This is a genomic window from Pseudomonas sp. P1_F7 (assembly GCF_056405655.1).
Genome location: NZ_JBFUBR010000002.1, coordinates 512,713 through 531,796, shown reverse-complemented (window position 1 = coordinate 531,796; position 19,084 = coordinate 512,713). Strand labels below are relative to the sequence as shown.

20 protein-coding genes are annotated in these 19,084 nt (G+C 61.8%); 6 read left to right on the top strand and 14 right to left on the bottom strand.

Annotated features, from left to right (window positions below; all coding sequences use genetic code 11):
- Genes AC1D1M_RS04035 through AC1D1M_RS04025 form a run of 3 tightly spaced genes read left to right on the top strand, consistent with a single transcriptional unit; the run spans position 1 to position 2,570 of the window.
- Positions 1-741 (top strand): glycosyltransferase family 2 protein, encoded by a 741-nt coding sequence (locus tag AC1D1M_RS04035; protein WP_477774629.1) that lies wholly within the window; start codon positions 1-3, stop codon positions 739-741.
- Positions 738-1,016 (top strand): lipid-A-disaccharide synthase N-terminal domain-containing protein, encoded by a 279-nt coding sequence (locus tag AC1D1M_RS04030; protein ID WP_477774628.1) that lies wholly within the window; start codon positions 738-740, stop codon positions 1,014-1,016. The genes AC1D1M_RS04035 and AC1D1M_RS04030 overlap by 4 nt, the downstream gene beginning before the upstream one ends.
- A gap of 3 nt (positions 1,017-1,019) precedes the next feature.
- A complete protein-coding gene (locus AC1D1M_RS04025; protein WP_477774627.1) occupies positions 1,020-2,570 on the top strand; it encodes an ArnT family glycosyltransferase in 1,551 nt (516 codons plus the stop codon).
- Positions 2,571-2,648: 78 nt separating this feature from the next.
- On the opposite strand, the gene AC1D1M_RS04020 is transcribed toward AC1D1M_RS04025, so the two are convergent.
- Together AC1D1M_RS04020 and AC1D1M_RS04015 are read right to left on the bottom strand one after the other, a co-directional pair.
- Entirely contained in the window at positions 2,649-3,071 is a 423-nt protein-coding gene (locus AC1D1M_RS04020) for a tautomerase family protein (protein WP_477774626.1), read from the bottom strand.
- A gap of 62 nt (positions 3,072-3,133) precedes the next feature.
- Positions 3,134-3,919 (bottom strand): SDR family NAD(P)-dependent oxidoreductase, encoded by a 786-nt coding sequence (locus AC1D1M_RS04015; protein WP_477774625.1) that lies wholly within the window; start codon positions 3,917-3,919, stop codon positions 3,134-3,136.
- Between the two features lie 177 nt (positions 3,920-4,096).
- On the opposite strand from AC1D1M_RS04015, the gene AC1D1M_RS04010 reads away from it, so the two are divergent.
- Positions 4,097-4,612, top strand: coding sequence for a winged helix-turn-helix transcriptional regulator (locus AC1D1M_RS04010; RefSeq protein WP_477774624.1), 516 nt, complete (start codon positions 4,097-4,099; stop codon positions 4,610-4,612).
- Between the two features lie 138 nt (positions 4,613-4,750).
- On the opposite strand, the gene ahr is transcribed toward AC1D1M_RS04010, so the two are convergent.
- The 3 genes from ahr to AC1D1M_RS03995 form a co-directional block, all read right to left on the bottom strand.
- Entirely contained in the window at positions 4,751-5,782 is a 1,032-nt protein-coding gene (gene ahr, locus AC1D1M_RS04005; RefSeq protein WP_477774623.1) for an NADPH-dependent aldehyde reductase Ahr, read from the bottom strand.
- Positions 5,783-5,917: 135 nt separating this feature from the next.
- Positions 5,918-6,799, bottom strand: coding sequence for an NmrA family NAD(P)-binding protein (locus tag AC1D1M_RS04000; protein ID WP_477774622.1), 882 nt, complete (start codon positions 6,797-6,799; stop codon positions 5,918-5,920).
- 35 nt (positions 6,800-6,834) lie between these two features.
- Positions 6,835-7,476 (bottom strand): HD domain-containing protein, encoded by a 642-nt coding sequence (locus AC1D1M_RS03995; RefSeq protein WP_477774621.1) that lies wholly within the window; start codon positions 7,474-7,476, stop codon positions 6,835-6,837.
- Between the two features lie 120 nt (positions 7,477-7,596).
- Here AC1D1M_RS03995 and AC1D1M_RS03990 point away from each other — a divergent pair, with 120 nt between their 5' ends.
- Complete coding sequence (locus AC1D1M_RS03990) at positions 7,597-8,619, top strand: GlxA family transcriptional regulator (RefSeq protein ID WP_477774620.1); 1,023 nt, start codon at positions 7,597-7,599, stop codon at positions 8,617-8,619.
- Positions 8,620-8,687: 68 nt separating this feature from the next.
- Here the strand turns inward: AC1D1M_RS03990 and AC1D1M_RS03985 are convergent, their stop codons facing one another.
- From AC1D1M_RS03985 to AC1D1M_RS03955, 7 genes are all read right to left on the bottom strand, one after another.
- Positions 8,688-9,455 carry a metallophosphoesterase gene (locus AC1D1M_RS03985; protein WP_477774619.1) on the bottom strand — a complete coding sequence of 256 codons (768 nt, stop codon included), beginning with the start codon at positions 9,453-9,455 and terminating at the stop codon, positions 8,688-8,690.
- A 515-nt stretch (positions 9,456-9,970) separates the two neighbouring features.
- Positions 9,971-11,443, bottom strand: a complete 1,473-nt coding sequence (locus tag AC1D1M_RS03980) for an aldehyde dehydrogenase family protein (RefSeq protein WP_477774618.1) — start codon at positions 11,441-11,443, stop codon at positions 9,971-9,973.
- The gene (locus AC1D1M_RS03975) at positions 11,436-12,263 is read right to left on the bottom strand and encodes an ABC transporter permease (RefSeq protein WP_477774617.1); all 828 of its coding nucleotides are present in this window, start codon (positions 12,261-12,263) and stop codon (positions 11,436-11,438) included. Before AC1D1M_RS03975 ends, AC1D1M_RS03980 begins: the two co-directional genes overlap by 8 nt.
- A 1-nt stretch (position 12,264) precedes the next feature.
- On the bottom strand, positions 12,265-13,182 hold the full coding sequence (locus AC1D1M_RS03970) for an ABC transporter permease (protein ID WP_477774616.1): 918 nt from the start codon (positions 13,180-13,182) through the stop codon (positions 12,265-12,267).
- 31 nt (positions 13,183-13,213) lie between these two features.
- Positions 13,214-14,356, bottom strand: a complete 1,143-nt coding sequence (locus AC1D1M_RS03965; RefSeq protein ID WP_477774615.1) for an ABC transporter substrate-binding protein — start codon at positions 14,354-14,356, stop codon at positions 13,214-13,216.
- Between the two features lie 39 nt (positions 14,357-14,395).
- Positions 14,396-15,511 carry an ABC transporter ATP-binding protein gene (locus tag AC1D1M_RS03960; RefSeq protein WP_477774614.1) on the bottom strand — a complete coding sequence of 372 codons (1,116 nt, stop codon included), beginning with the start codon at positions 15,509-15,511 and terminating at the stop codon, positions 14,396-14,398.
- A 100-nt stretch (positions 15,512-15,611) separates the two neighbouring features.
- A complete protein-coding gene (locus AC1D1M_RS03955) occupies positions 15,612-15,824 on the bottom strand; it encodes an antitoxin Xre/MbcA/ParS toxin-binding domain-containing protein (RefSeq protein ID WP_477774613.1) in 213 nt (70 codons plus the stop codon).
- Between the two features lie 517 nt (positions 15,825-16,341).
- Here AC1D1M_RS03955 and AC1D1M_RS03950 point away from each other — a divergent pair.
- Positions 16,342-16,701, top strand: coding sequence for a DUF6124 family protein (locus AC1D1M_RS03950; protein WP_477774612.1), 360 nt, complete (start codon positions 16,342-16,344; stop codon positions 16,699-16,701).
- A 140-nt stretch (positions 16,702-16,841) separates the two neighbouring features.
- Here AC1D1M_RS03950 and AC1D1M_RS03945 read toward each other — a convergent pair whose 3' ends face one another.
- The gene (locus tag AC1D1M_RS03945; RefSeq protein WP_477774611.1) at positions 16,842-17,666 is read right to left on the bottom strand and encodes a response regulator transcription factor; all 825 of its coding nucleotides are present in this window, start codon (positions 17,664-17,666) and stop codon (positions 16,842-16,844) included.
- Between the two features lie 171 nt (positions 17,667-17,837).
- A complete protein-coding gene (locus AC1D1M_RS03940) occupies positions 17,838-19,058 on the bottom strand; it encodes an MFS transporter (protein WP_477774610.1) in 1,221 nt (406 codons plus the stop codon).
- Between the last annotated feature and the right edge of the window lie 26 nt (positions 19,059-19,084).

The following is a 19,084-nucleotide window of genomic DNA, read 5'->3' as shown; positions in this document are numbered from 1 at the left end:
ATGAGCCAAGACATTTTTGTATCCGTACTGATCCCCGCCAAGAACGAAGCGAACAACCTCAAGCCACTGCTTGAGGAAATCCGCGTCGCATTGGCCGCTGAATCGTACGAAATCATCGTCGTCGACGATGGCAGCACCGACGCGACCCTGCATGAACTGCGGCAGATCCGCCACGAYGGCTTGAACACTTTGCGCATCCTCCATCACGAGCGGTCGCTGGGGCAGAGCACCTCGCTGTACCACGCGGCACGGGAGGCCCGCGGGCAATGGCTGGCGACCCTCGATGGCGACGGCCAGAACGACCCGGCGGACATCCCCGGCATGCTGGCGCTGGTGCGCGGCGAACCGGGCAAGGTCGATGTGCAACTGGTCGCCGGACACCGGGTCAATCGCCGCGACACCGCGAGCAAACGCTACGCCTCGCGTTTCGCCAACAACCTGCGCCGSCGCCTGCTCAARGACGCCACCCCGGACACCGGTTGCGGTCTGAAGCTGATCGAGCGCGCGGCGTTCTTGCGCCTGCCGTACTTCGACCACATGCATCGCTATATTCCAGCCCTGATCCAGCGGCATAACGGCCGCATGATCGTGCACCCGGTCAACCACCGGCCGCGCACGGCCGGGGTGTCGAAATACGGCAACATCGACCGCGCGCTGGTGGGCATTCTCGATTTGGTCGGTGTCTGGTGGCTGATCAAACGCACGCGGCTGAACACCATTGCCCAGGAGCTCGAAGGATGATGTTGTCTCGTGAAACCCTGTGGCTGCTGGTCGGCTTTGCCGGGCAGGTGGCCTTTACCGGGCGGTTTGTCCTGCAGTGGCTGTACAGCGAGTACAAGAAACGCAGCGTGATCCCGACCAACTTCTGGTACTTGAGCATCGTCGGCAGCACCTTGTTGCTCGCCTACGCCATTTATCGCCAGGACCCGGTGTTCATCGCCGGGCAGGCGTTTGGCTCCATTGTCTATTTTCGCAACCTGCAATTGATTGCCAAAAGCAGAAGTGCGAAGGAATAAACCATGCGTAGATCATTGTCGCCCAGGGTCGAATGCCTGGGCCTGATGCTGCTTGCCCTATTGCTGATCGGCGCGGGAATGGGGCTGCGTCAGGCACAGAATGTGGATGAGGAGCGGTTCCTCGGCGTCGCACTGGAGATGCTGCAAAACGGCTCGTGGCTGATCCCGCACCGGGCCGCCGAAATCTACGGCGACAAGCCGCCGATTTTCATGTGGACGGTGGCGTTCTTCACCTGGCTGACCGGCAAGCCCAACATCGCCCTTTATATCCCGGGACTGTTTTCGGCCGTGACGGTCACGGCGATGGTCTATGACCTGGGCCGTCGCCTGTGGACCCAGCGTACCGGGCGCAACGCCGCGCTGTTGTACCTGGCGACGTACCAGACCTACAGCATCCTGCGCACCGGGCAGATCGACAGCCTATTGATTCTGTTCACCTCCCTGGGCCTGTACGGTCTGGCGCGGCACCTGCTGCTGGGACCTGCGTGGCGCTGGTTTTACGCGGGTTGTGCGGCCATGGGCATTGGCGTGATCACCAAAGGCGTGGGTTTCCTGCCGGCGCTGTTGCTGATTCCTTACGCCTATGCGGTGCGCAAAGGCTGGCCCGGTGTGGTGGCCATGCCCGGCGAGGCGCGCAAGTGGTTGCTCGGGTTTGCGCTGATGCTTGGCGCCATCGCGATCTGGCTGTTGCCCCTGGCCTTGTCCATCATCGTCAATGGCAGCGCAGACGAAGTGGCCTATGCGCGGGAGATTCTCCTGCACCAGACCGCGGGCCGCTATGCCGCGGCGTGGCATCACCGCGAACCGTTCTGGTACTTCTTCACCAACGTGATTCCGCAGTACTGGCTGCCGTTGGTGTTGGTGCTGCCATGGCTGGTGCCGGCCTGGCGCCGGCAGCTACAAAAACGTGACGGCCGGGTCCTGGTATTGCTCGGTTGGGTGGTGCTGGTGGTGCTGTTTTTTTGCATCAGCACTGGCAAGCGCAAGTTGTACATCTACCCGGCGCTGCCCGGGCTGGTGCTGGTCGCCGCGCCGTTGATCCCGTGGCTGCTCAAGCGCTGGTTCAAACGCCACCCGCGTTTGCGCCGGGTGTTCCCGGCACTGGTGGCGACCTGGTTCGTGCTGTGGTTCGCCCGTGGTTTCATCGAACCGCTCAAGGAAGGCACCAACATTGATCAGGTGCTCATGACACAGGCTGCGACCATGACCCAGGGCGCCGATCTGGTGCTGGTCAACTGGGAGGAGGGGCACTGGTTGTTTGCCCGTCAACCGATCGTGCATTTCGGCATGGACTACTCCTCCATCGAGAAGGCTGCGCAGTATCTGCGCGAACACCCCAAGGCCTACGCTCTGGTGCCGGATGACGTACTGAACCAGTGCTTCAAACCCGAAGCGGCCCGTGAACTGGGCGAAAACTCCCGGGCGAACTGGTCGATCGTGGGCGCGGATGCCGACAACGGCAAATGCCTCCCGCAAGAGGCCAGCAAAGCCTATCGGTTCACCTGGAATGCCCCGCACATGCCAGTGGCGCCGGCGCAAGTGGCCAATCCTTGACCGCGGTGCGAGAAGAACACCGCTGAGCTCAAGTAGCCCCCGAGCCACAGGTGACGCACTGTGGCTCGGGGGCGTGGCTCATGCCTGCAAAGGCGACGGTTGGTTTTCTGTGCGCCAGCGGATCTCGTCAGGTGTGCCCGGCAGTGGGGGGCTGACCCCGCCAATCGTCCACAGACTGAACGGCGTTTCGTCCACGTGCATCTCCCAGCGCAGTCCGCGCTCGGTGATGTAGGGCGCCAGCAGTTTCGTAACGGCATTGAGGAAGCGCAGTTTTATCTCATCGTCCTTGAACTGACGGGCGATGTGGTCCACGGATATGCGGACAAAATCGTCAGCAGGCTCGCCGCCGATGTAGAACGACGACTTCGCAACAGCCTCGAACACAACCCCGACGTAGAACGGCGGCAATTCGCGATAAATGCTCGTAATGCGCTGAGCGATGGCTTGCTTGTCTTCAGACGAGAACGCTTCCTCGGGGTGATAGACCTTCCAGAGCGGCATGCTTTTTCTCCTTTTTATTTTCTGATTCCCGGCGCAGGTCGCCAGGTGACTCGGGTGGATGATCAGTGGGTGTAGCGCTCGGCGGGCGTGCCGTTCTGGGTCAGCGCCTTGACGATGCCGCCTCGGGCCGCCTCAAGGTTCTGCCAGGCCGAAAGGTCGTGGAGTGTCGGGAAGCACACGACTTCCCCTTGGTCGAGTGCAGCTAATGCAGCATCGACCAGCGCTTGTGCAGAGATGAACAGTTGCTCCGGGAACGGTGCGGGCCTGTCGCCGAAGAACTCGGAACGCACGGGCCCCGGCATGACCACTTGCACCGTGACATTGCTCTGGGCCAGTTCTGCCTGGAGCGAGCGGGTGAAGTTAAGGACATAGGCTTTCGAACCGCTGTACCCGCCCGCGCCCGGAACCGGCATGAAGGCGACGATCGAGCCGATGTTGATGATCGTTCCTTGCCTGGCCTCGGCGAAACGCCGTGCGGCTGCCAGCGACAGGCGAGTCAGTGCGACGACGTTGACCTTGAGCATGTTGTCCGCTGTTGCCGGATCGATGCTCGTGGTCAAGCCCAAGGCACCCAGGCCAGCGCAATTGACCAGGACCTGTAAATCGGGCGCGCTGCCGACCAGGGTCTCGACTTCAGACAAATCCTTCTCGCTGGAAAGGTCGGCAGTGACGACCTGAACGGCACGGCCGTGCTCGCTGCGTAGTTGTGCGGCGAGCCCTTCGAGGCGATCGAGCCGGCGCGCCACGAGGATCAGATCGTGGCCACGTTCGGCAAGACGTGCGGCGTAAACCGCACCAATACCCGACGATGCGCCGGTGACGAGTGCGGTCCCCTTGGATGTGCTCATGGGAAATTCCTATTGTTATGGTGAGTAAGCCAGTTAACTCTAATAACTGGAGTGACAGACCTTGACTCTAGTAATTAGAGTAAGCAAGGGCTATCGTTTAGCGGGACGCTTGCCTTGGTCAGGCACGGACGGCAGGGGTATCCTGAGCACAAATGTTTCGAAAAAAGGCTGATATCAATGCGATCCAAAGGTTTTGAAGGCATGACGTGCTCGATTGCCAGTGTGCTGGGAGCCATCGGTGACCGTTGGGGGGCGCTGATTCTGCGGGACATGCTTTTAGGGCTTCGGCGCTATGACGATTTGCGCCACTCCACCGGCATCACCAATGCCACCTTGTCGGATCGATTGAAGGCGCTGGAGCAACATGAGCTGATCGAGCGTCGGCAGTATCAATCGCGCCCGGATCGCTATGAGTACGTGCTGACACCCAGAGGGACGGACACGGCGCTGGTCCTGATGGCGTTGGCTCAGGTCGGCGACAAATGGGATTTGGGAGAGCTGGGCGCGCCGCCGCTGAAGTTTGTCAATGCGCGCACGGGGCACGGAATCAAGCTGGCGATGCTCGACGAAGCAACCGGCGAACCGGTTCGCTTGCGCGATATCCGCGTTGAAGAGGGGCCGGCAGCCGACGAACTGGTGCGCTGGCGCTTGGCAAAACGGGAAGAATACGCCGAGTCCTCCGGCGCCCAATAACAGAACTTCGACGGCCTGGGTCACGGGTCGCCGCAAGGGCGACCCGTTTGTTTGTGCGTTGCATCAACCCGGGAACTGCCCAGCCGCGCCACCCGGATGAACAGCCGGTAAGTGAACAGGTCTTTCATGGGCGGACAGTCATTGACTGGCATCCAGCACCACGCGGTAGCGCGCCTTGCCGCTGCGCAAATGATCGATGGCTTCGTTGATCCGGCTCATGGGAAACATCTCGACCTGCGGCAGGATCTGATGGCGGGCGCAGAACTCCAGCATCATCGCGGTGTTGGCCGGTGAGCCGACCGGTGAGGCGGACAAGACTTTTTGCTGAGGAATCAGGTTGAACACGTGCACCGGAATGGCGTCGGGCACGACTCCGACAAAGTGCAGGCGACCCTTGCCGCGCAGGGTGGCGAGCATGGCTGTCCAGTCGAGGTTGGCGTTGGCGGTGACCAGGAGAAAATCCAGGGTGCCGGCAATGGCATTGAGCGCATCGGTGTCGGTTGAGGCGACCACCTTGTGCGCGCCCAGGCGCCTGGCTTCGTCCTGCTTGCTCAGCGATGAGGTGAACGCCGTGACTTCGCAGCCCCAGGCGTTGAGGAAGCGCAGCGCCAGGTGACCGAGGCCGCCGATGCCCACCACGCCGACCCGGTCAGTGGGCTTGATGCCGAATTCCACCAGCGGGTTGAACACGGTCGAGCCGGCACAGAACAATGGCCCGGCCATCGCCGGATCGAGCCCGGCCGGAATCGGTAAGGCCCAGGCCCAGTGCGCGCGAATGCGGTCGGCAAAGCCACCGTTGCTGCCGATGATGGTCGGTTGCACGGTGCGACACAGGTTATGCGAGCCTTCGATGCACGAGGTGCAATGCATGCAACTGCCCTTGTACCAACCGATGCCCACCCGTTGGCCCATTTCCAGACCACGCACCTGGGCGCCGACCCGCACGATACGGCCGACCACCTCGTGGCCGGGAATAAACGGGTAGTGGCTGATGCCCCAATCGTTGTCGATTAGCGACTGGTCGGAGTGGCAGACGCCGCAATATTCCACGGCGACTTCCACTTCATCGTTACCCAACGGGCCGGGGTCGTAGCTGTAGCGTTGCAGTGGCGCGCCCGCTGCCGTGGCGGCCCAGCCGGTAAAAGTGGTGAGTTCGCTACTGTCGCTCATGGGATACCTCCAGATCAGAAGTCAGGGGTCTTGGCCGCTCGGGTGCAGCGGCGAAGCGAGGAAAGTGTAGCGGGTTGCCGGCGTTGCATCGGGCGCGAGCGTTGATACTTGAACACCCGACGCATACACCCGCGGTCACTGTTCGAACAATGGGCGATTGACCCCTACGAAGTCAGCCACCGTTTGCGGCGCTTGACCGGTTATCTGCCCGATCACGCCATCCACTCCGGCAAAGATCCCGTTCTGGTAATCGACGGCCACCGCCAGGAAGTGCTGGATGACAAATTCCGGCAGATCGTAGGTCTGCAGGTGCTGTCGATACTCCTCCAGCGTCGACGGACTGTAGGTGATGGTGCGGCCGACGATGGCGCTGATTTCCTCGGCAATTTGCTGATGGCTCAGTTCTACGGGACCGCACAACGGGTAGGTCTTGCCGATATGACCGGACGGCTGGGTCAGGAGCCTGGCGATCACACGGGCCTGATCTTCGGCGGCAATCGGTGCGTGCCGCCCGCTACCGTACGGCAGCGTTATCTTGTTTTCCTTGACGATCTGATCCAGCACCCACGGAAAAATCAGCCATTCGGAAAAAAACGTCGGGCGAATGTGCACCACAGGCACGCCCGACCAGTCGAGTACGCGCTCGGCGATCCAGTGGTCGCGGGCGGCGTGGCTCAGCGAGTCTTCGCGGGCGGAAATCTGCGACATTTCCACCACCACCTCGACGCCTGCGCGCCGTGCGGCATCGGCAAAATAGGCGGTCGCCTGAATGTAGCCGGGGCGAACCGGGTAGCACAGGTACGCGCCGGTCACGCCATCCATGGCACGCAAAATGTCGTCATGTTCCAGCAGGTCGCCGACAAAGATTTCGGCGCCCTCGTTCTGTAAGGCGGTGCTGCGTTCGTCCAGTTGATGCACGAAGGCCCGCACCACATGACCTTCATTGAGCAGATGACGGACGGTATGGACGCCGGTTTTACCGGTTGCTCCGGTGATGAGGTATTTGCGTGGCTGCATGATGGGTTCTCTCACTGTAATGAACGGGAAGTGGATCAGCTGTCGAAGGGGGCGTTGTCGATCAGGTCGCAGATATTCGGGCAATCGAAGCCATGGACATGGCGGCGTCCGACATCGGCGAGCCCGGTGCCAATGGCCGTATGGGGTTTGTTCCGGGCCACTTCGGCAATGGCCTGGGAAAAGGCTGCTTTCATGCCGATGCGGGGGTAGAGCGCGAGCGTGTCGTCGACCAGAGACGGGGTGATTTCATCCAGATGCAGGCCCATGACATCGACATGGGCGCCCAGATAGATCAGGGCGATTTCCGGCTGTTTGCGATCGGCGATGCCGGCGCTGGAGTGCAGGGCAATCGCATCCCAGACCTGTTCGGCTTTCGCCTGCGCATAACCGTTGGCCAGGAGAAAATGACGGGCGGCATCGGCGCCATCGACTTCAAAGCGCTGGTCGGCGGCAAACTCGGGCGTCAGCCCCAGATCGTGCAGCAGTGCGGCGAGGTAGACCGCTTCACGGTCGTACTGAAAGCCCCGACGCTGGCCAAGGAATTCGGCAAACCACCATGTCCGGTGCACATGATGCAAAAGCGCCTTGGAGTGGACGCGTTCCACGAGCGATGCGGCCTTGCGGGCTAGCTCGGAGTCTGGAGCGCTGAAGCCGCCGATGTTGATGGGTGTATTCATGTTGCCTCCCGAGGGATGAAGTGGACTTGCCGTTCACTCTAGGGATTTGGCGGATGGCACAATTGACTATTTACGGATGATTTGTGCCAATATGGCGCTTTGTACGCGCAGGAGTCAGCCGTGACCAGCAAGACGAAATCCGGCCGTCCATCGATTGGCCGCACGCCAAAACGCGTCGTGATATTGGGCTTGCCCCCCGTGGACGGGCTCGACGTGATCGGCCCGGCCGAGGTGTTTTCCCTGGCGAACACTCTGCACGGCGGAGCCTTCGCGCCCTACGTGCTTGAACTGGTTTGTGCAGGCGTCGACCCGCAAATGGCCAGTAGCACCGGCATCGGGCTTATGGCGCACACGACCCTTGAGCACGAGCGGCGTGCCGACAAGACCATCGACACGCTGATCGTGGCGACAGGCTGGCAAGCAATCGATCAGCTGGACGGGACGGCTATCGAATGGATTCGCACGAGGTCCGAAAACGTGCGACGGGTGTGCTCGATCTGTGTCGGCGCGTTCGCCCTGGCGGATGCAGGGCTGCTGGACGGGCGCCGTGCGACGACTCACTGGCGCATGGCACGTGACCTGGCCGAGCGTTATCCCAAGGTGCAGGTCGATCCGAATCCGATCTGGATCAAGGACGGCAACGTCTATACCTCGGCCGGCATCTCGGCGGGCATCGACCTGGCGCTGGCGCTGGTCAGCGAAGACCTGGGGGATGACGTCGCGCTGGACATCGCAAAAAACCTGGTGCTGTTCCTGCGCCGCCCCGGTGGGCAGGCGCAGTTCAGTATCGCCCTGCAATCGCAGCAGGTCCCCGGTTCAAATCTGGATGAGCTGTGTCACTGGATCAGTGAGCACCTGAGTTCGCAGCTGACCGTGGAAATCCTGGCGGACCGCTTTGCTACCAGTGTCCGAACCTTGATACGGATCTTTCAGCGCGAGTTGCAGACCACCCCGGCCAAGTACGTTGAAGACGTTCGGCTGGAAGCCGCGTGCCGAGAGCTTGAACTGGGCGGACGCTCGATGGAGGAGGTCGCACGCCGATGCGGTTATCACAGCGTCGATGTACTGAGGAAGGTTTTCGTCCGGCGCCTTGGTGTGAGTCCCAGGGAGTACGCGCAACGTTTCGCGCCAGACGTGGGATAGGGGCGCCCGAGGCTTTCGGAGGATGTCGAGCTGTTCGATGCGCTGGAACTGGCGATTTGAGGATTGCCTCAGAACTCCAGACAGATCACGAAGGCCTCATCGAAATCAGGGTTCTCATTGATGCCATTCCTGGCATAGCCCCGGGGGTTGCAGACCACGCGGGTATTGCCCACCCGATAATCGAAGCTGCCATGGGTGTGGCCATGCAGCCACAGTGCCGGCTGCCACTTTTTGATCCGCGCTTCGAGGTCCGAGACAAAACTTGAGTTGATCGGCGAACCGGCAAACGTCGGGCTGATGCTCGACCGGGTCGGGGCGAAATGCGAAACCACCACCGTGGGCGTGCTGTTGTCGCGGGTGAAGCAGTCTTCCAGCCAGGCGACCGTCTGCAGAAACACCAGCTGGGAAATGGCCGGCGTGAATAGGTCTGGAAAGTCGGGGGCGATTTTGATGTGGCTGAAGTCACGGATCAGCTGAGTCGCCAGATCGATGCCCAGCGCCCGATCTTCAGGGCTGTCGAGAAGGCGATAGTCAGACCACAAGGTGCAACCGAGAAAACGCACGCCGTCGTGGATGTACTCCGAACGTTCCAGAATGTGGATCCGGGTGCCTTGCGCCAGGCTGTTCAACTGTTCGTAGGTGGAGACCAGGTCACTGCCATAGAACTCGTGATTGCCCGCCACGTACAGCAGCGGAACCGGGCAGGCCCTGGCCCACTCGATGGCCTTGGCCGGCCGGGCGATGTCCCCGGCGAGCACAACAATATCGGCATCCACGGCGGGAAAGGGGACCGAGTTGACGGACAGGTGCATGTCGGACAGCAAGGCGATGCGCATCGGTCGACTCCGGCGTGTCTTGAGGGGCAGGCCATCCAAATTACCCGTTGTCGACCCGTTGCCACAAGCCGGCTTTACGCCACGCCGCAATACAAATGTGGGAGCGCAAATCTGTCGTACGCCGAAAATCCACTGTGGGAGCGAGCTTGCTCGCGATGGCTTTGTGTCAGGCGATGAGTATTTTGAGGGCGTACATATCCGGTTTTGAGGTAACGGCGACTATTGGTTCCGCCCTTACGGCGGGTTACTTGGAAGAGCCCCAAGTAACCAAGGGCTCTTGCCCCTGACATTCGGTGCCTCGCTGTGGCTCGGCATGCCCTCGCTCCGGTCCTGCTCCGTGGGCCCGCCGCCATCGGCCATCCATGGCCGGGGGCGGCTAACCCGGCATCCATGCCGGGTTACCCACTGCGCAGAACCTGCGCTCGGCCTCACGAGGGGGCGTACACCGCAAAAGCAAAAGCAAAAGCAAAAGCAAAAGCGAGGCGGCCGGCCTGCTCGCGATGAGGTTGACCTGTTTACTTCAAATACCACCCCCACGGCTGGTCGCTGACGTACTCGGTCACCTGCTTGACCTCAAGATAATTGTGCAACCCCCATTGCCCCAGCTCCCGGCCAATGCCGCTGTGTTTCATCCCGCCCCAGGGTGCTTCGACGAAGGTCGGTTGCGAGCAGTTGACCCAGACGATGCCGGCGCGCAGCTGGTTGGCGACCCGGGCGGTGCGTTGCAAGTCAGCGCTCATCACGGCGGCAGCCAGGCCGAAGCGGCTGGCGTTGGCCATTTGTACTGCTTGCTCTTCGGTCTTGAAGCGCTTGATGCACAGCACCGGGCCGAACACTTCTTCACGCCACAGAATGCTGCTATGACCGGGCTCGTCGAAAATCGCCGGCTCGACGAAGTAACCTTCGCGCAAGTGCGCCGGTCGCCGTCCGCCGGTGAGCAAACGGGCGCCGCTGGCCAGGCCCTGGTCGATGAAACCGAGCACCTTGTCGTATTGGCCCTGGCTGACCAGCGGCCCGAGCAGAACGCCGGGCTGCATACCGCGGCCGATGCTGATCTTGCGGGTTTCTTCCACCAGTCGTTCGATCAGGCGCGGAGCGATGGTTTCCTGCACCAGCAGGCGTGAAGTCGCGCTGCACACCTGACCCTGGTTCCAGAAAATCCCGAACAGAATCCACTCCACGGCGGCGTCGACATCGGCGTCGTCGAACACGATGAGCGCAGACTTGCCGCCCAGTTCCAGGCTGATGTTCTTGATGTCCCGCGCCGCCGCCGACATGATTTTCGCCCCGGTGGGTACACTGCCGGTGAAGGCCAGTTTGTCCACGCCCGGGTGTTCTGTGAGCGGGCTGCCGGCGTCGGTGCCAAGGCCGGTGACCACGTTCAGCACTCCGGCTGGCAAGCCGATACGATCGGCGGCGGCTGCCAGTTCCAGCGCGGTCAGCGGCGTCAGCTCGGACGGTTTCAGCACCACCGTGGCCCCGGCGGCCAAGGCCGGTGCGACCTTCCACGCGGCCATCAGCAGCGGGTAGTTCCAGGGGATGATCTGCCCGGCGACGCCAATCGGTTCGTGGCGGATGCGGCAGCGGAAACGCTCATCCGGCAAGGCCAGCGGTTGGTCCTGTTGCTGATCCAGTTCGCGGGCCAGCCCGGCGTAGTAACGGAAGCAACCGATCGCATCGCCAATGTCCCACTGCGCTTCGGGCAACGGCTTGCCGTTGTCGCGCACCTCCAGTTCCGCCAGTGCCTGCTGGCCGGTTTCCAGTTCATCGGCCAGCGCCTCCAGCCATTGCGCACGCTCGGCACCGCTGGTCTGGCCCCAACCATTGTCGAAGGCACTCCGGGCCGCGCGCACGGCATGGTCGACGTCTTCTTCAGTACCCGCTGCCACGCGGTGGAAGGCTTGTTCGGTGGCCGGATCGATAACGTCCAGATAGCCGCCCAGGTCCGGGCTGACCCATTCGCCGTTGATGTAGAGCTGATCACGCATGGTGCGACTCCTTGACGCCGGTACGGCGGTTTTGCAGATGGCGGGAAGTAAACAGCAGGGCCAGCGACACGCAGATGATCACCGTGGAAATCGCGTTGATCTCCGGCGTCACGCCGCGGCGGATGGAGGAAAAGATGTAGATCGGCAACGTCGTTTCGGAACCGGCGACGAAAAACGCGATGATGAAGTCGTCGAAGCTGAAGGTGAAGGCCAACAGGAACCCGGCCATGATCGCCGGGCTGATCTGCGGCAGCGTCACTCGCCAGAAAGTGTCCATAGGTGGCGCGTACAGGTCGGCAGAAGCTTCGAGCAAGGCCTTGTCCAGGGAATCGACGCGGCTGCGCACGATCACCATGACCAGGGCCATGGTGAACAGCGAATGCGCGGCGATCACGGTGAAGAACCCCATGTTCAACTTCGGCACCGTCGGCAGCCAGCTCGCCAGCAGCGGGTTGATCAGGTCGAACAGGCTGATGAAGGCAATCAGTGTCGAGATGCCGATGACGATGCCCGGCACGATGATTGCGCAATAGGTCAGGGCATCGAACAGCAGGCGCACTTTGGCGCCGCAGCGCTGCAAGCCGAACACCGCCAGGGTGCCGAACAGCGTGGCAATCACTGCCGAACTGCAGGCGATCAGCGCGCTGTTGCCCAGGGCTTCCATGATGAACGGGTTGCCGAACGCGGTGCCGAACCATTGCACCGAGCAGCACTGGAACGCCAGGCCACTGCGCCCGGCGTTGAAGCTGAACAGCACGATCAAGGCAATCGGCGCGTAGAGAAACAGGTACAGCGAGGTTGAATAGCTGCGCAGCCACATGTCACAGGCCTCCGTCGGCAGGGCGGCCGCCGTAGCGCGCCACCAGTTTCAAGTACACGCCGATGATCAGCAGCATCATCGCCACCAGCGTCATGGCCAGCGCACTGCCGAACGGCCAGTTGCGCGATTGCAGGAACAGGTCGACCAGCGCGTTACCGACAAAGAACACCTTGCCGCCACCGAGAATGGCCGGGATCAGGAACTCGCCCATCAACAGGATGAACACCAGCATCACCCCGGTGATGATCCCCGGCGCGGACAGCGGCAGGGTGATCCGGCGAAAGCTTTCGAAGGCGCTGGCACCGAGGTCGGCGGACGCTTCGAGCAGGCGCTTGTCGAGTTTTTCCAGGCTGACGTAGATCGGGAACACCATCAGCGGCAGGTAGCCGTAGACGATGCCGATCAGCACCGCCCACGGCGTGTTGATCAGCCGCACATCCTCAAGCCCCAGGCTGGCCAGCAGCGCCGGAATACCCTTGCCGCTGAGGATGAAAATCCACGCGTAGGTGCGGATCAGGAAGCTGGTCCAGAACGGCACGATCACCAGCGTCAGCAGCAGCGAGCGGTTCCTGCTGACCTTGACCGCCAGAAAGTACGCCAGCGGATAAGCCGCCACCAGGCACACCAGGGTGCCCAGCGGCGCGAGCATCAGCGTGTTGCTGAATGCCGCGCCGCGAGAGCCGAGGTTCAGGTAGTTGGCCAGGGTGAAGCCACCGGCGTAACCGCCCACGGCGCTGCGCTCGCCGAAACTGAAGACCAGGATGATCACCAGCGGCATCAACAACAGCAGCAGGAACCACAGGGTCGAAGGCAAGAGCATCAGCAGAGTGATGCGCCGGCCGAGGCTGCGCCGTTGGCGAACCTCGGCCGACAGGGTATGGCCCGACTGCACCGTTTGCGGGTGGGCGGCGGCATTCATGGGTGACTCCTCATTGGCCATGGTCAGGCGATCAGGCGGATTTGAAACGCGCCATCAGTTCGGCGCGCGCCGGGCTGGTCAGCGTCGCGGCGGCACCGAACTCCAGCGGGCTCAGGGCCTCGGCGGCCGGGTACATGATCGGATCGTCGAGCATCGCCACCGGCAGCAGCGCGTCGACACGCTTGTCGCCGCTCGGGTAGCCGTGGCTCAGCACTTCGAGCTTGTTGTGCTGTGGGTCGAGCAGGTAGTTGATGAAGGCGTAGGCGGCGTCCTTGTGCTCCGAGCTTTTGGGAATCGCGAAGAAGTCGCTCCACAGCTCACCACCTTCCTTGCCCAGTTCGAACTGCATTTGCGCGTTGTCGCGGTGCAGTTGCGAGGCGTCGCCGGTCCAGGACATCGCCAGCCAGGCATCGCCGCTGCGCATCGACGGCTGGATGTCGGAGTTGATCGCGAACAGGTGCGGCTTGACCTCGATCAGCAGTTTTTCCGCGTCGGCCAGTTCTTTCGGGTCCAGGGAGTTGAAGCTGTAGCCGAAGCTTTTCAGCGCGTTGCCGATGGCGGTCAACTGGTAGTCGTGGACCATCGTGCGGCCGCTGGCCGGGCCCTGGGCGGTGGCCCAGAATTCCTTCCAGCTGGCGGGGCCGTTCTTCAGCTTGCCGGCGTCGTAGAGCATGCCGGTGGTGCCCCAGTTTTTCGGCACCGCGTAGACCTTGCCGTCCACCGTGCCCTGGGCCATGAACTTCTGCTGGAACGCCGAGGCGTCGAAGTTGGGAATGCGCGACAGGTCCAGCGGCTCGATCAGCCCCAGGCCGACGTAGGTGCTGATGGTGTAGTTGGTCGGCACCAGCACGTCCCAGCCACTGCCGCCGGCCTGCAATTTGGCGAGCATTTCTTCGTTGGAGCCGAACACGCTCATCGACACCCGGGCGCCGGTGGTCTTGCCGAAGGTGTCGAGGTTTTCCTGGCTGTGGTAGTTCGGCCAGGTCGCCAGCGACAGGCGATCACCCAGCTTGGTTTGCTCGGCAGCCTCGGCGGTGGAGGTCAGCAGGCCGGGCATGTTGGTGGCGACCACGGCAGCGGCAATCCCCAGGCCGGTGCGGCCAAGGAAATCGCGACGACTGATCGAGCCGTTCTGCCAGCTGCGCAGGGTTTTTATAAAAGTCTTCTGGTCCATAGCACGCTCCACATCCGGTTGATGAAACGAATCGATGATTTACAACGCCATGGCCAGACCATTGGCGTGATCCCAGCCGACGCAAACTGGCGCGCCGTGTTCGAATGCATTGGCGCCGTGATCCTGCTGGCGCGGCACCCGCACGCAGACCACGCCGAAGGCCTGGGTGCGCACGCGGTATTCGGTGGAATTGCCCAGGTAGATGCGGTCCTCGACGTAGCCTTGCAGCTTCACTTCCCGGGCCATCTCGGCGTTGGCCCCGGCGATGCTGATCAGCTCCGGCCGCACCGCTATGCAGCCGGCAGCGTTGGCGCTCAGGCCCTTGCCGGTGGGGGTGAGTGGGCTGGTCAGCTCCAGCCCTTGCTCGGTGCGCAGCACCACCGAGTTGCCATTGAGTTGGCGCACGGTGCCGTCGAACAGGTTGGACTCGCCGATAAAGTCGGCCACGTAACGGCTGGCCGGGGCTTCGTAGAGTTGTTCCGGGGTGGCGGTCTGGATGATCGAACCGTTGTGCATCACGCTAATGCTGTCGCTCATCGACAAGGCTTCTTCCTGGTCGTGGGTGACCAGCACGAAGGTGATGCCGACCTCGCGCTGCAGACGCAGCAATTCCGACTGCATCTCCTTGCGCAGCTTGCGGTCCAGCGCGGCCAGCGGCTCGTCAAGCAGCAACACCGTCGGCTTGTTGACCAAGGCGCGGGCGAGGGCGACACGCTGTTGCTGGCCGCCGGACAACTCACTCGGCTTGCGCTGGCCGAAGCCGCTCAGACGCACCATCTCCAGCGCTTCATCGGCCATGCGCATTTGCTGTTTTTTGTCCGGGCGCGGCGTGCGATAACGCAGTCCGTAGGCAATGTTCTGCGCCACGGTCAGGTGCGGAAACAGCGCGTAATGCTGGAACACCATGTTCACCGGCCGCTCGAAGGCCGGCACACCGGCCACGCTTTTACCGGCCAGACGGACCTCGCCGCTGGTGGGCTGCTCGAAGCCGGCGATCATGCGCAAGGTGGTGGTCTTGCCGCAGCCAGAGCCGCCAAGAAAGGAATGAAACGAGCCGCGCCGCACCGCGAAATCCAGACCGCTGACGGCCTGCACCTCGCCATAGCGTTTGACCACATTGCAGAATTCGATATCGCTTGGCGGGGTGTTGTTCACGAGGCGGGCTCCCTTGCAGTGATGAATCAGTGCGTCGGGGGCCAAACTAGCAATCGGGGTTTTGCGGTGTATATATCCCTTGGGGGATAGGAGGGTGGGGTTATTGATAGACCCCATGCTCAATTCGAGTCAGATAATCCTCAACCTTCTGGAATCCCTGCGAGTCGCCGAGCAGTTCCTGCGGGACATGGTTTTCCAGTGGCTTGCAGGGTTTTTTTAGCCACGCCTTTGCCAACTGTTGATTGCCAAATACGTTGATGGCGTGTTTCAGAGCTTTTGCATGCAGGGTTTTGTTTTGCTGTTTTAGCCGCACTGGTGTGATCTCCGTTGCCAGTTTGATACGTGTCAGCAGCCTCCACGTTAACCTTCGCATTTCCGACGACAAACCCTAAAAGTACGTCGGATATTTCCCGTGTTTTCAGGCAGATTTAAACGCTGCTAGACCACGAAAATTCGCGCGTTTGCCGTTGTTTTAGCGTTGTTGTTTAAGTGCGCTCTACGTTACTTCATGAAAGCTACAACACCTTGCGTCGTTGCCTACAGGTACGCCAGAATCCGCCGGCTTGTGCGCCTTTGGGCTGGGTTTTATCGTTCCCGCGTCGCTGCCAATTCAGCGACCGGGCTTGGAACCCCGAGGAATAAACGGCACAAGGCGTGCCGCTTAACATATGCTGCGCACCTTCAAGTGTGCACTCCGTTATGGCGGCTGTGCGCGGGAGACCTTAGGGTCTGCCGGGTTCCGTTTACCCCGGGTTCCAACCTGCGTACAGCTGCCACCCCTTCGCTTGGAACCGAATGGAGCAGCTCCAACTCGTAGACGGAGACTTGCCATGTTCAAGGTCACACCCAACCCGCCGGACACCGATCCAGCATCCCCATACGAAAGCCTCGACTCCAAAAAACTCCACGAAGCCGCCGAGCGCGCCCTCGATCATTACCTCAACCCCGGCCCCCAGATCATGGCGACGCCGCGCACACCCAGCACCATGTTCATCGTCAATCCCGAACTCAATACCGAAACCTTGTTGGTGCACGCGTGCGAATCGCTGGCGTCGGCCAATGTCATGGCCAACGATCTGGCGGATCATCTGGAAGGGTCGAGCCGCAACGCGCTGTTGGGCATTGCGCAGGTGATCATGCTGGGGGAGTTGGCAGTGAACCGGGCGCTGGATCAGCTTGATCCGCCCTGACCACAATCTCCAGATCACCGATAGACCTGTGGGAGCGAGCTTGCTCGCGATGGCGGTGTGTCAGACACATGGATGTTGAATGTATGGCCGCCATCGCGGGCAAGCCCACTCCCACAGGGTTTTCTGTTAACCGCCCGGCCTCAGGCTTGCAGCTTGAGGCCGGGAGCCTGCAACGGATCCTCCGTCAACTCCCGAATAAACAACCCCAGCAACTCCGACTGGCTGCCAATGCCCAGCTTGGCGTAGATGTTCTTGCGGTGAATCTTCACCGTGCCGGGGCTGATGTTCAGTTGTTCGGCCACCGAGGCGCTGGAGTGGCCGCGCAACAACAGTTGGACAATCTCCTGCTCGCGCCCGGTGAGGATGTGCGCGCCGAAGTGGTCGAAGGCTTCGCGGATCTTGAAGTCCAGGTCTTGCGCCGGGCGCGGTTGCTGAGCCTGACGCAAGCGCCAGGCTTCACTGATGACCTGCTCGACCACCGCTTGCGCACACTCGACCAACTGCATTTCGTCCCGGCTGAACGCACAGCTGGCGCTGGATCGCATCAACGACAACACCGCCGTGGCACCACCGCCGAGGTCGACGAAAAACGCCACTTCCTCGGCCAGACCCGTCTGCTGGTAATAGGTCAGGAAGTACTCGCCGAGGTAGAAGTGGTCGGGGGCAAACTGGCGCAAACGCCACAATCCCGGTGCCTGTCCGCGTGTGCAGGCCAGATAGAACGGATCGAGCAGGTAAGGCCCGCACTGATAGTCGTCGACATACACCGCACGCTTGTCCGCCGAGAACGTATCGAACAACGCCAGTGGCCGGTGATTGCCTTCGTAGACAAACAACACGAAATGATCGACCGGGCAGATTTGCCGGATCCAGTGGCTCAACCCCGACAGCCGCGCATGCCCGGCAGTCAGGTCGAGCAGGTGGGCGACTCCGGTGGTCCAGAGTTTCAGTTCCTTGGGGCGCATGGCGGCTACAGGCAGAAGAGGATGGCCTGTGGATGCACAAAGTACGCCATGGCGCTTTAGTCCGTGTGGAGCGGGGCCGGTGGCGGTGCGCCGTGGAAAAGACGCACCGCAACAGGGCCGGGTGTTACCGAGTGCTACAGGGCGGGTAGCAAAAATGATCGGCTGAATCCTTCAGCGAGCACTCCGGGTCGAAGGCAACAGTATCGTCAAAATCCCCAGCAACGGCAGGTACGAACACAGCGTGTAGACGTACTCGATGCCATGAATATCCGCCAGGTGCCCGAGCAACGCGGCGCCAATGCCGCCGAATCCGAACATCAGGCCGAAGAACACCCCGGCGATCATGCCGACGTTGCCGGGCACCAGTTCCTGGGCGAAGACCACGATCGCCGAGAACGCCGAGGCGAGGATGAAGCCGATGATCATGCTCAGCACGCCCGTCCAGAACAGGTCGACGTAGGGCAGGGCGAGGGTGAACGGCGCGGCGCCGAGGATGGAAAACCAGATCACTTGCTTGCGGCCGATCCGGTCGCCGATGGGGCCACCAAAGAAGGTGCCCGCCGCGACGGCACCGAGGAACAGGAACAGGTACAGCTGCGAACTGGCCACCGACAGGTCGAATTTCTCGATCAGGTAGAAGGTGAAGTAACTGGTGAAGCTGGCCATGTAGAAGTATTTGGAGAACACCAGCAACGCCAGCACCACCAGGGCGAATGTCACCCGCCGTTTCGACAGACCGTGGGTGGCCTTGCTGCCTTGCTTGAGCTTGAACAGGTTCAGGTGATTGCGGTACCAGCGGCTCAGGCCGTATTGCACGAGGATGGCAAACACCGCGAACAGGCCGAACCAGGCGACGTTGCGCTGGCCATAGGGAATGATGATCGCGGCGGCCAGCAATGGGCCGAAGGCGCTACCGGCGTTGCCACCAACCTGAAAGGTCGACTGCGCCAGGCCATAGCGACCCCCCGAGGCCAGCCGCGCCACCCGCGAGGTCTCAGGGTGAAAGGTCGACGAGCCAACCCCCACCAGCGCCGAGGCCACGAGAATCGCCGGGAAGCTGCCGACCATCGACAGCATCAGAATACCGATCAGGGTGCAGACCATGCCGGCCGGCAACAGCCACGGCTTGGGATGACGGTCGGTGTAGAAACCGATCCACGGTTGCAGCAGTGAAGCGGTGAGCTGGAAGGTCAGGGTGATCAGGCCGACCTGGGTGAAGCTCAGGCCATAACTGGCCTTGAGCATCGGGTAGATCGACGGTAGCACGGCCTGGATCAGGTCGTTGATCAGGTGCGCCAGCGCGCAGGCGCCGATGACGCGCATGACCAATGGGCTGGCCTGGCTGGCCACCGAAGCGGTGGGTGACGGTGAACTGAGGGTGGTGGTCGACATAGGCGAGTTTCCGGATAAAAAACGCG

Coding starts and splice junctions, on each gene's coding strand:
- AC1D1M_RS04030 (WP_477774628.1), top strand. CDS start 738: ATGATGTTGTCTCGTGAAACCCTGTGGCTGCTGGTCGGCTTTGCCGGG.
- AC1D1M_RS04025 (WP_477774627.1), top strand. CDS start 1,020: ATGCGTAGATCATTGTCGCCCAGGGTCGAATGCCTGGGCCTGATGCTG.
- AC1D1M_RS04020 (WP_477774626.1), bottom strand. CDS start 3,071: ATGCCGCTCTGGAAGGTCTATCACCCCGAGGAAGCGTTCTCGTCTGAA.
- AC1D1M_RS04015 (WP_477774625.1), bottom strand. CDS start 3,919: ATGAGCACATCCAAGGGGACCGCACTCGTCACCGGCGCATCGTCGGGT.
- AC1D1M_RS04010 (WP_477774624.1), top strand. CDS start 4,097: ATGCGATCCAAAGGTTTTGAAGGCATGACGTGCTCGATTGCCAGTGTG.
- ahr (WP_477774623.1), bottom strand. CDS start 5,782: ATGAGCGACAGTAGCGAACTCACCACTTTTACCGGCTGGGCCGCCACG.
- AC1D1M_RS04000 (WP_477774622.1), bottom strand. CDS start 6,799: ATGCAGCCACGCAAATACCTCATCACCGGAGCAACCGGTAAAACCGGC.
- AC1D1M_RS03995 (WP_477774621.1), bottom strand. CDS start 7,476: ATGAATACACCCATCAACATCGGCGGCTTCAGCGCTCCAGACTCCGAG.
- AC1D1M_RS03985 (WP_477774619.1), bottom strand. CDS start 9,455: ATGCGCATCGCCTTGCTGTCCGACATGCACCTGTCCGTCAACTCGGTC.
- AC1D1M_RS03980 (WP_477774618.1), bottom strand. CDS start 11,443: ATGCGTGATCAGCTCTACATCAACGGCGAATGGGTCAGCCCGGACCTG.
- AC1D1M_RS03975 (WP_477774617.1), bottom strand. CDS start 12,263: ATGTGGCTGCGCAGCTATTCAACCTCGCTGTACCTGTTTCTCTACGCG.
- AC1D1M_RS03970 (WP_477774616.1), bottom strand. CDS start 13,182: ATGAATGCCGCCGCCCACCCGCAAACGGTGCAGTCGGGCCATACCCTG.
- AC1D1M_RS03965 (WP_477774615.1), bottom strand. CDS start 14,356: ATGGACCAGAAGACTTTTATAAAAACCCTGCGCAGCTGGCAGAACGGC.
- AC1D1M_RS03950 (WP_477774612.1), top strand. CDS start 16,342: ATGTTCAAGGTCACACCCAACCCGCCGGACACCGATCCAGCATCCCCA.
- AC1D1M_RS03945 (WP_477774611.1), bottom strand. CDS start 17,666: ATGCGCCCCAAGGAACTGAAACTCTGGACCACCGGAGTCGCCCACCTG.
- AC1D1M_RS03940 (WP_477774610.1), bottom strand. CDS start 19,058: ATGTCGACCACCACCCTCAGTTCACCGTCACCCACCGCTTCGGTGGCC.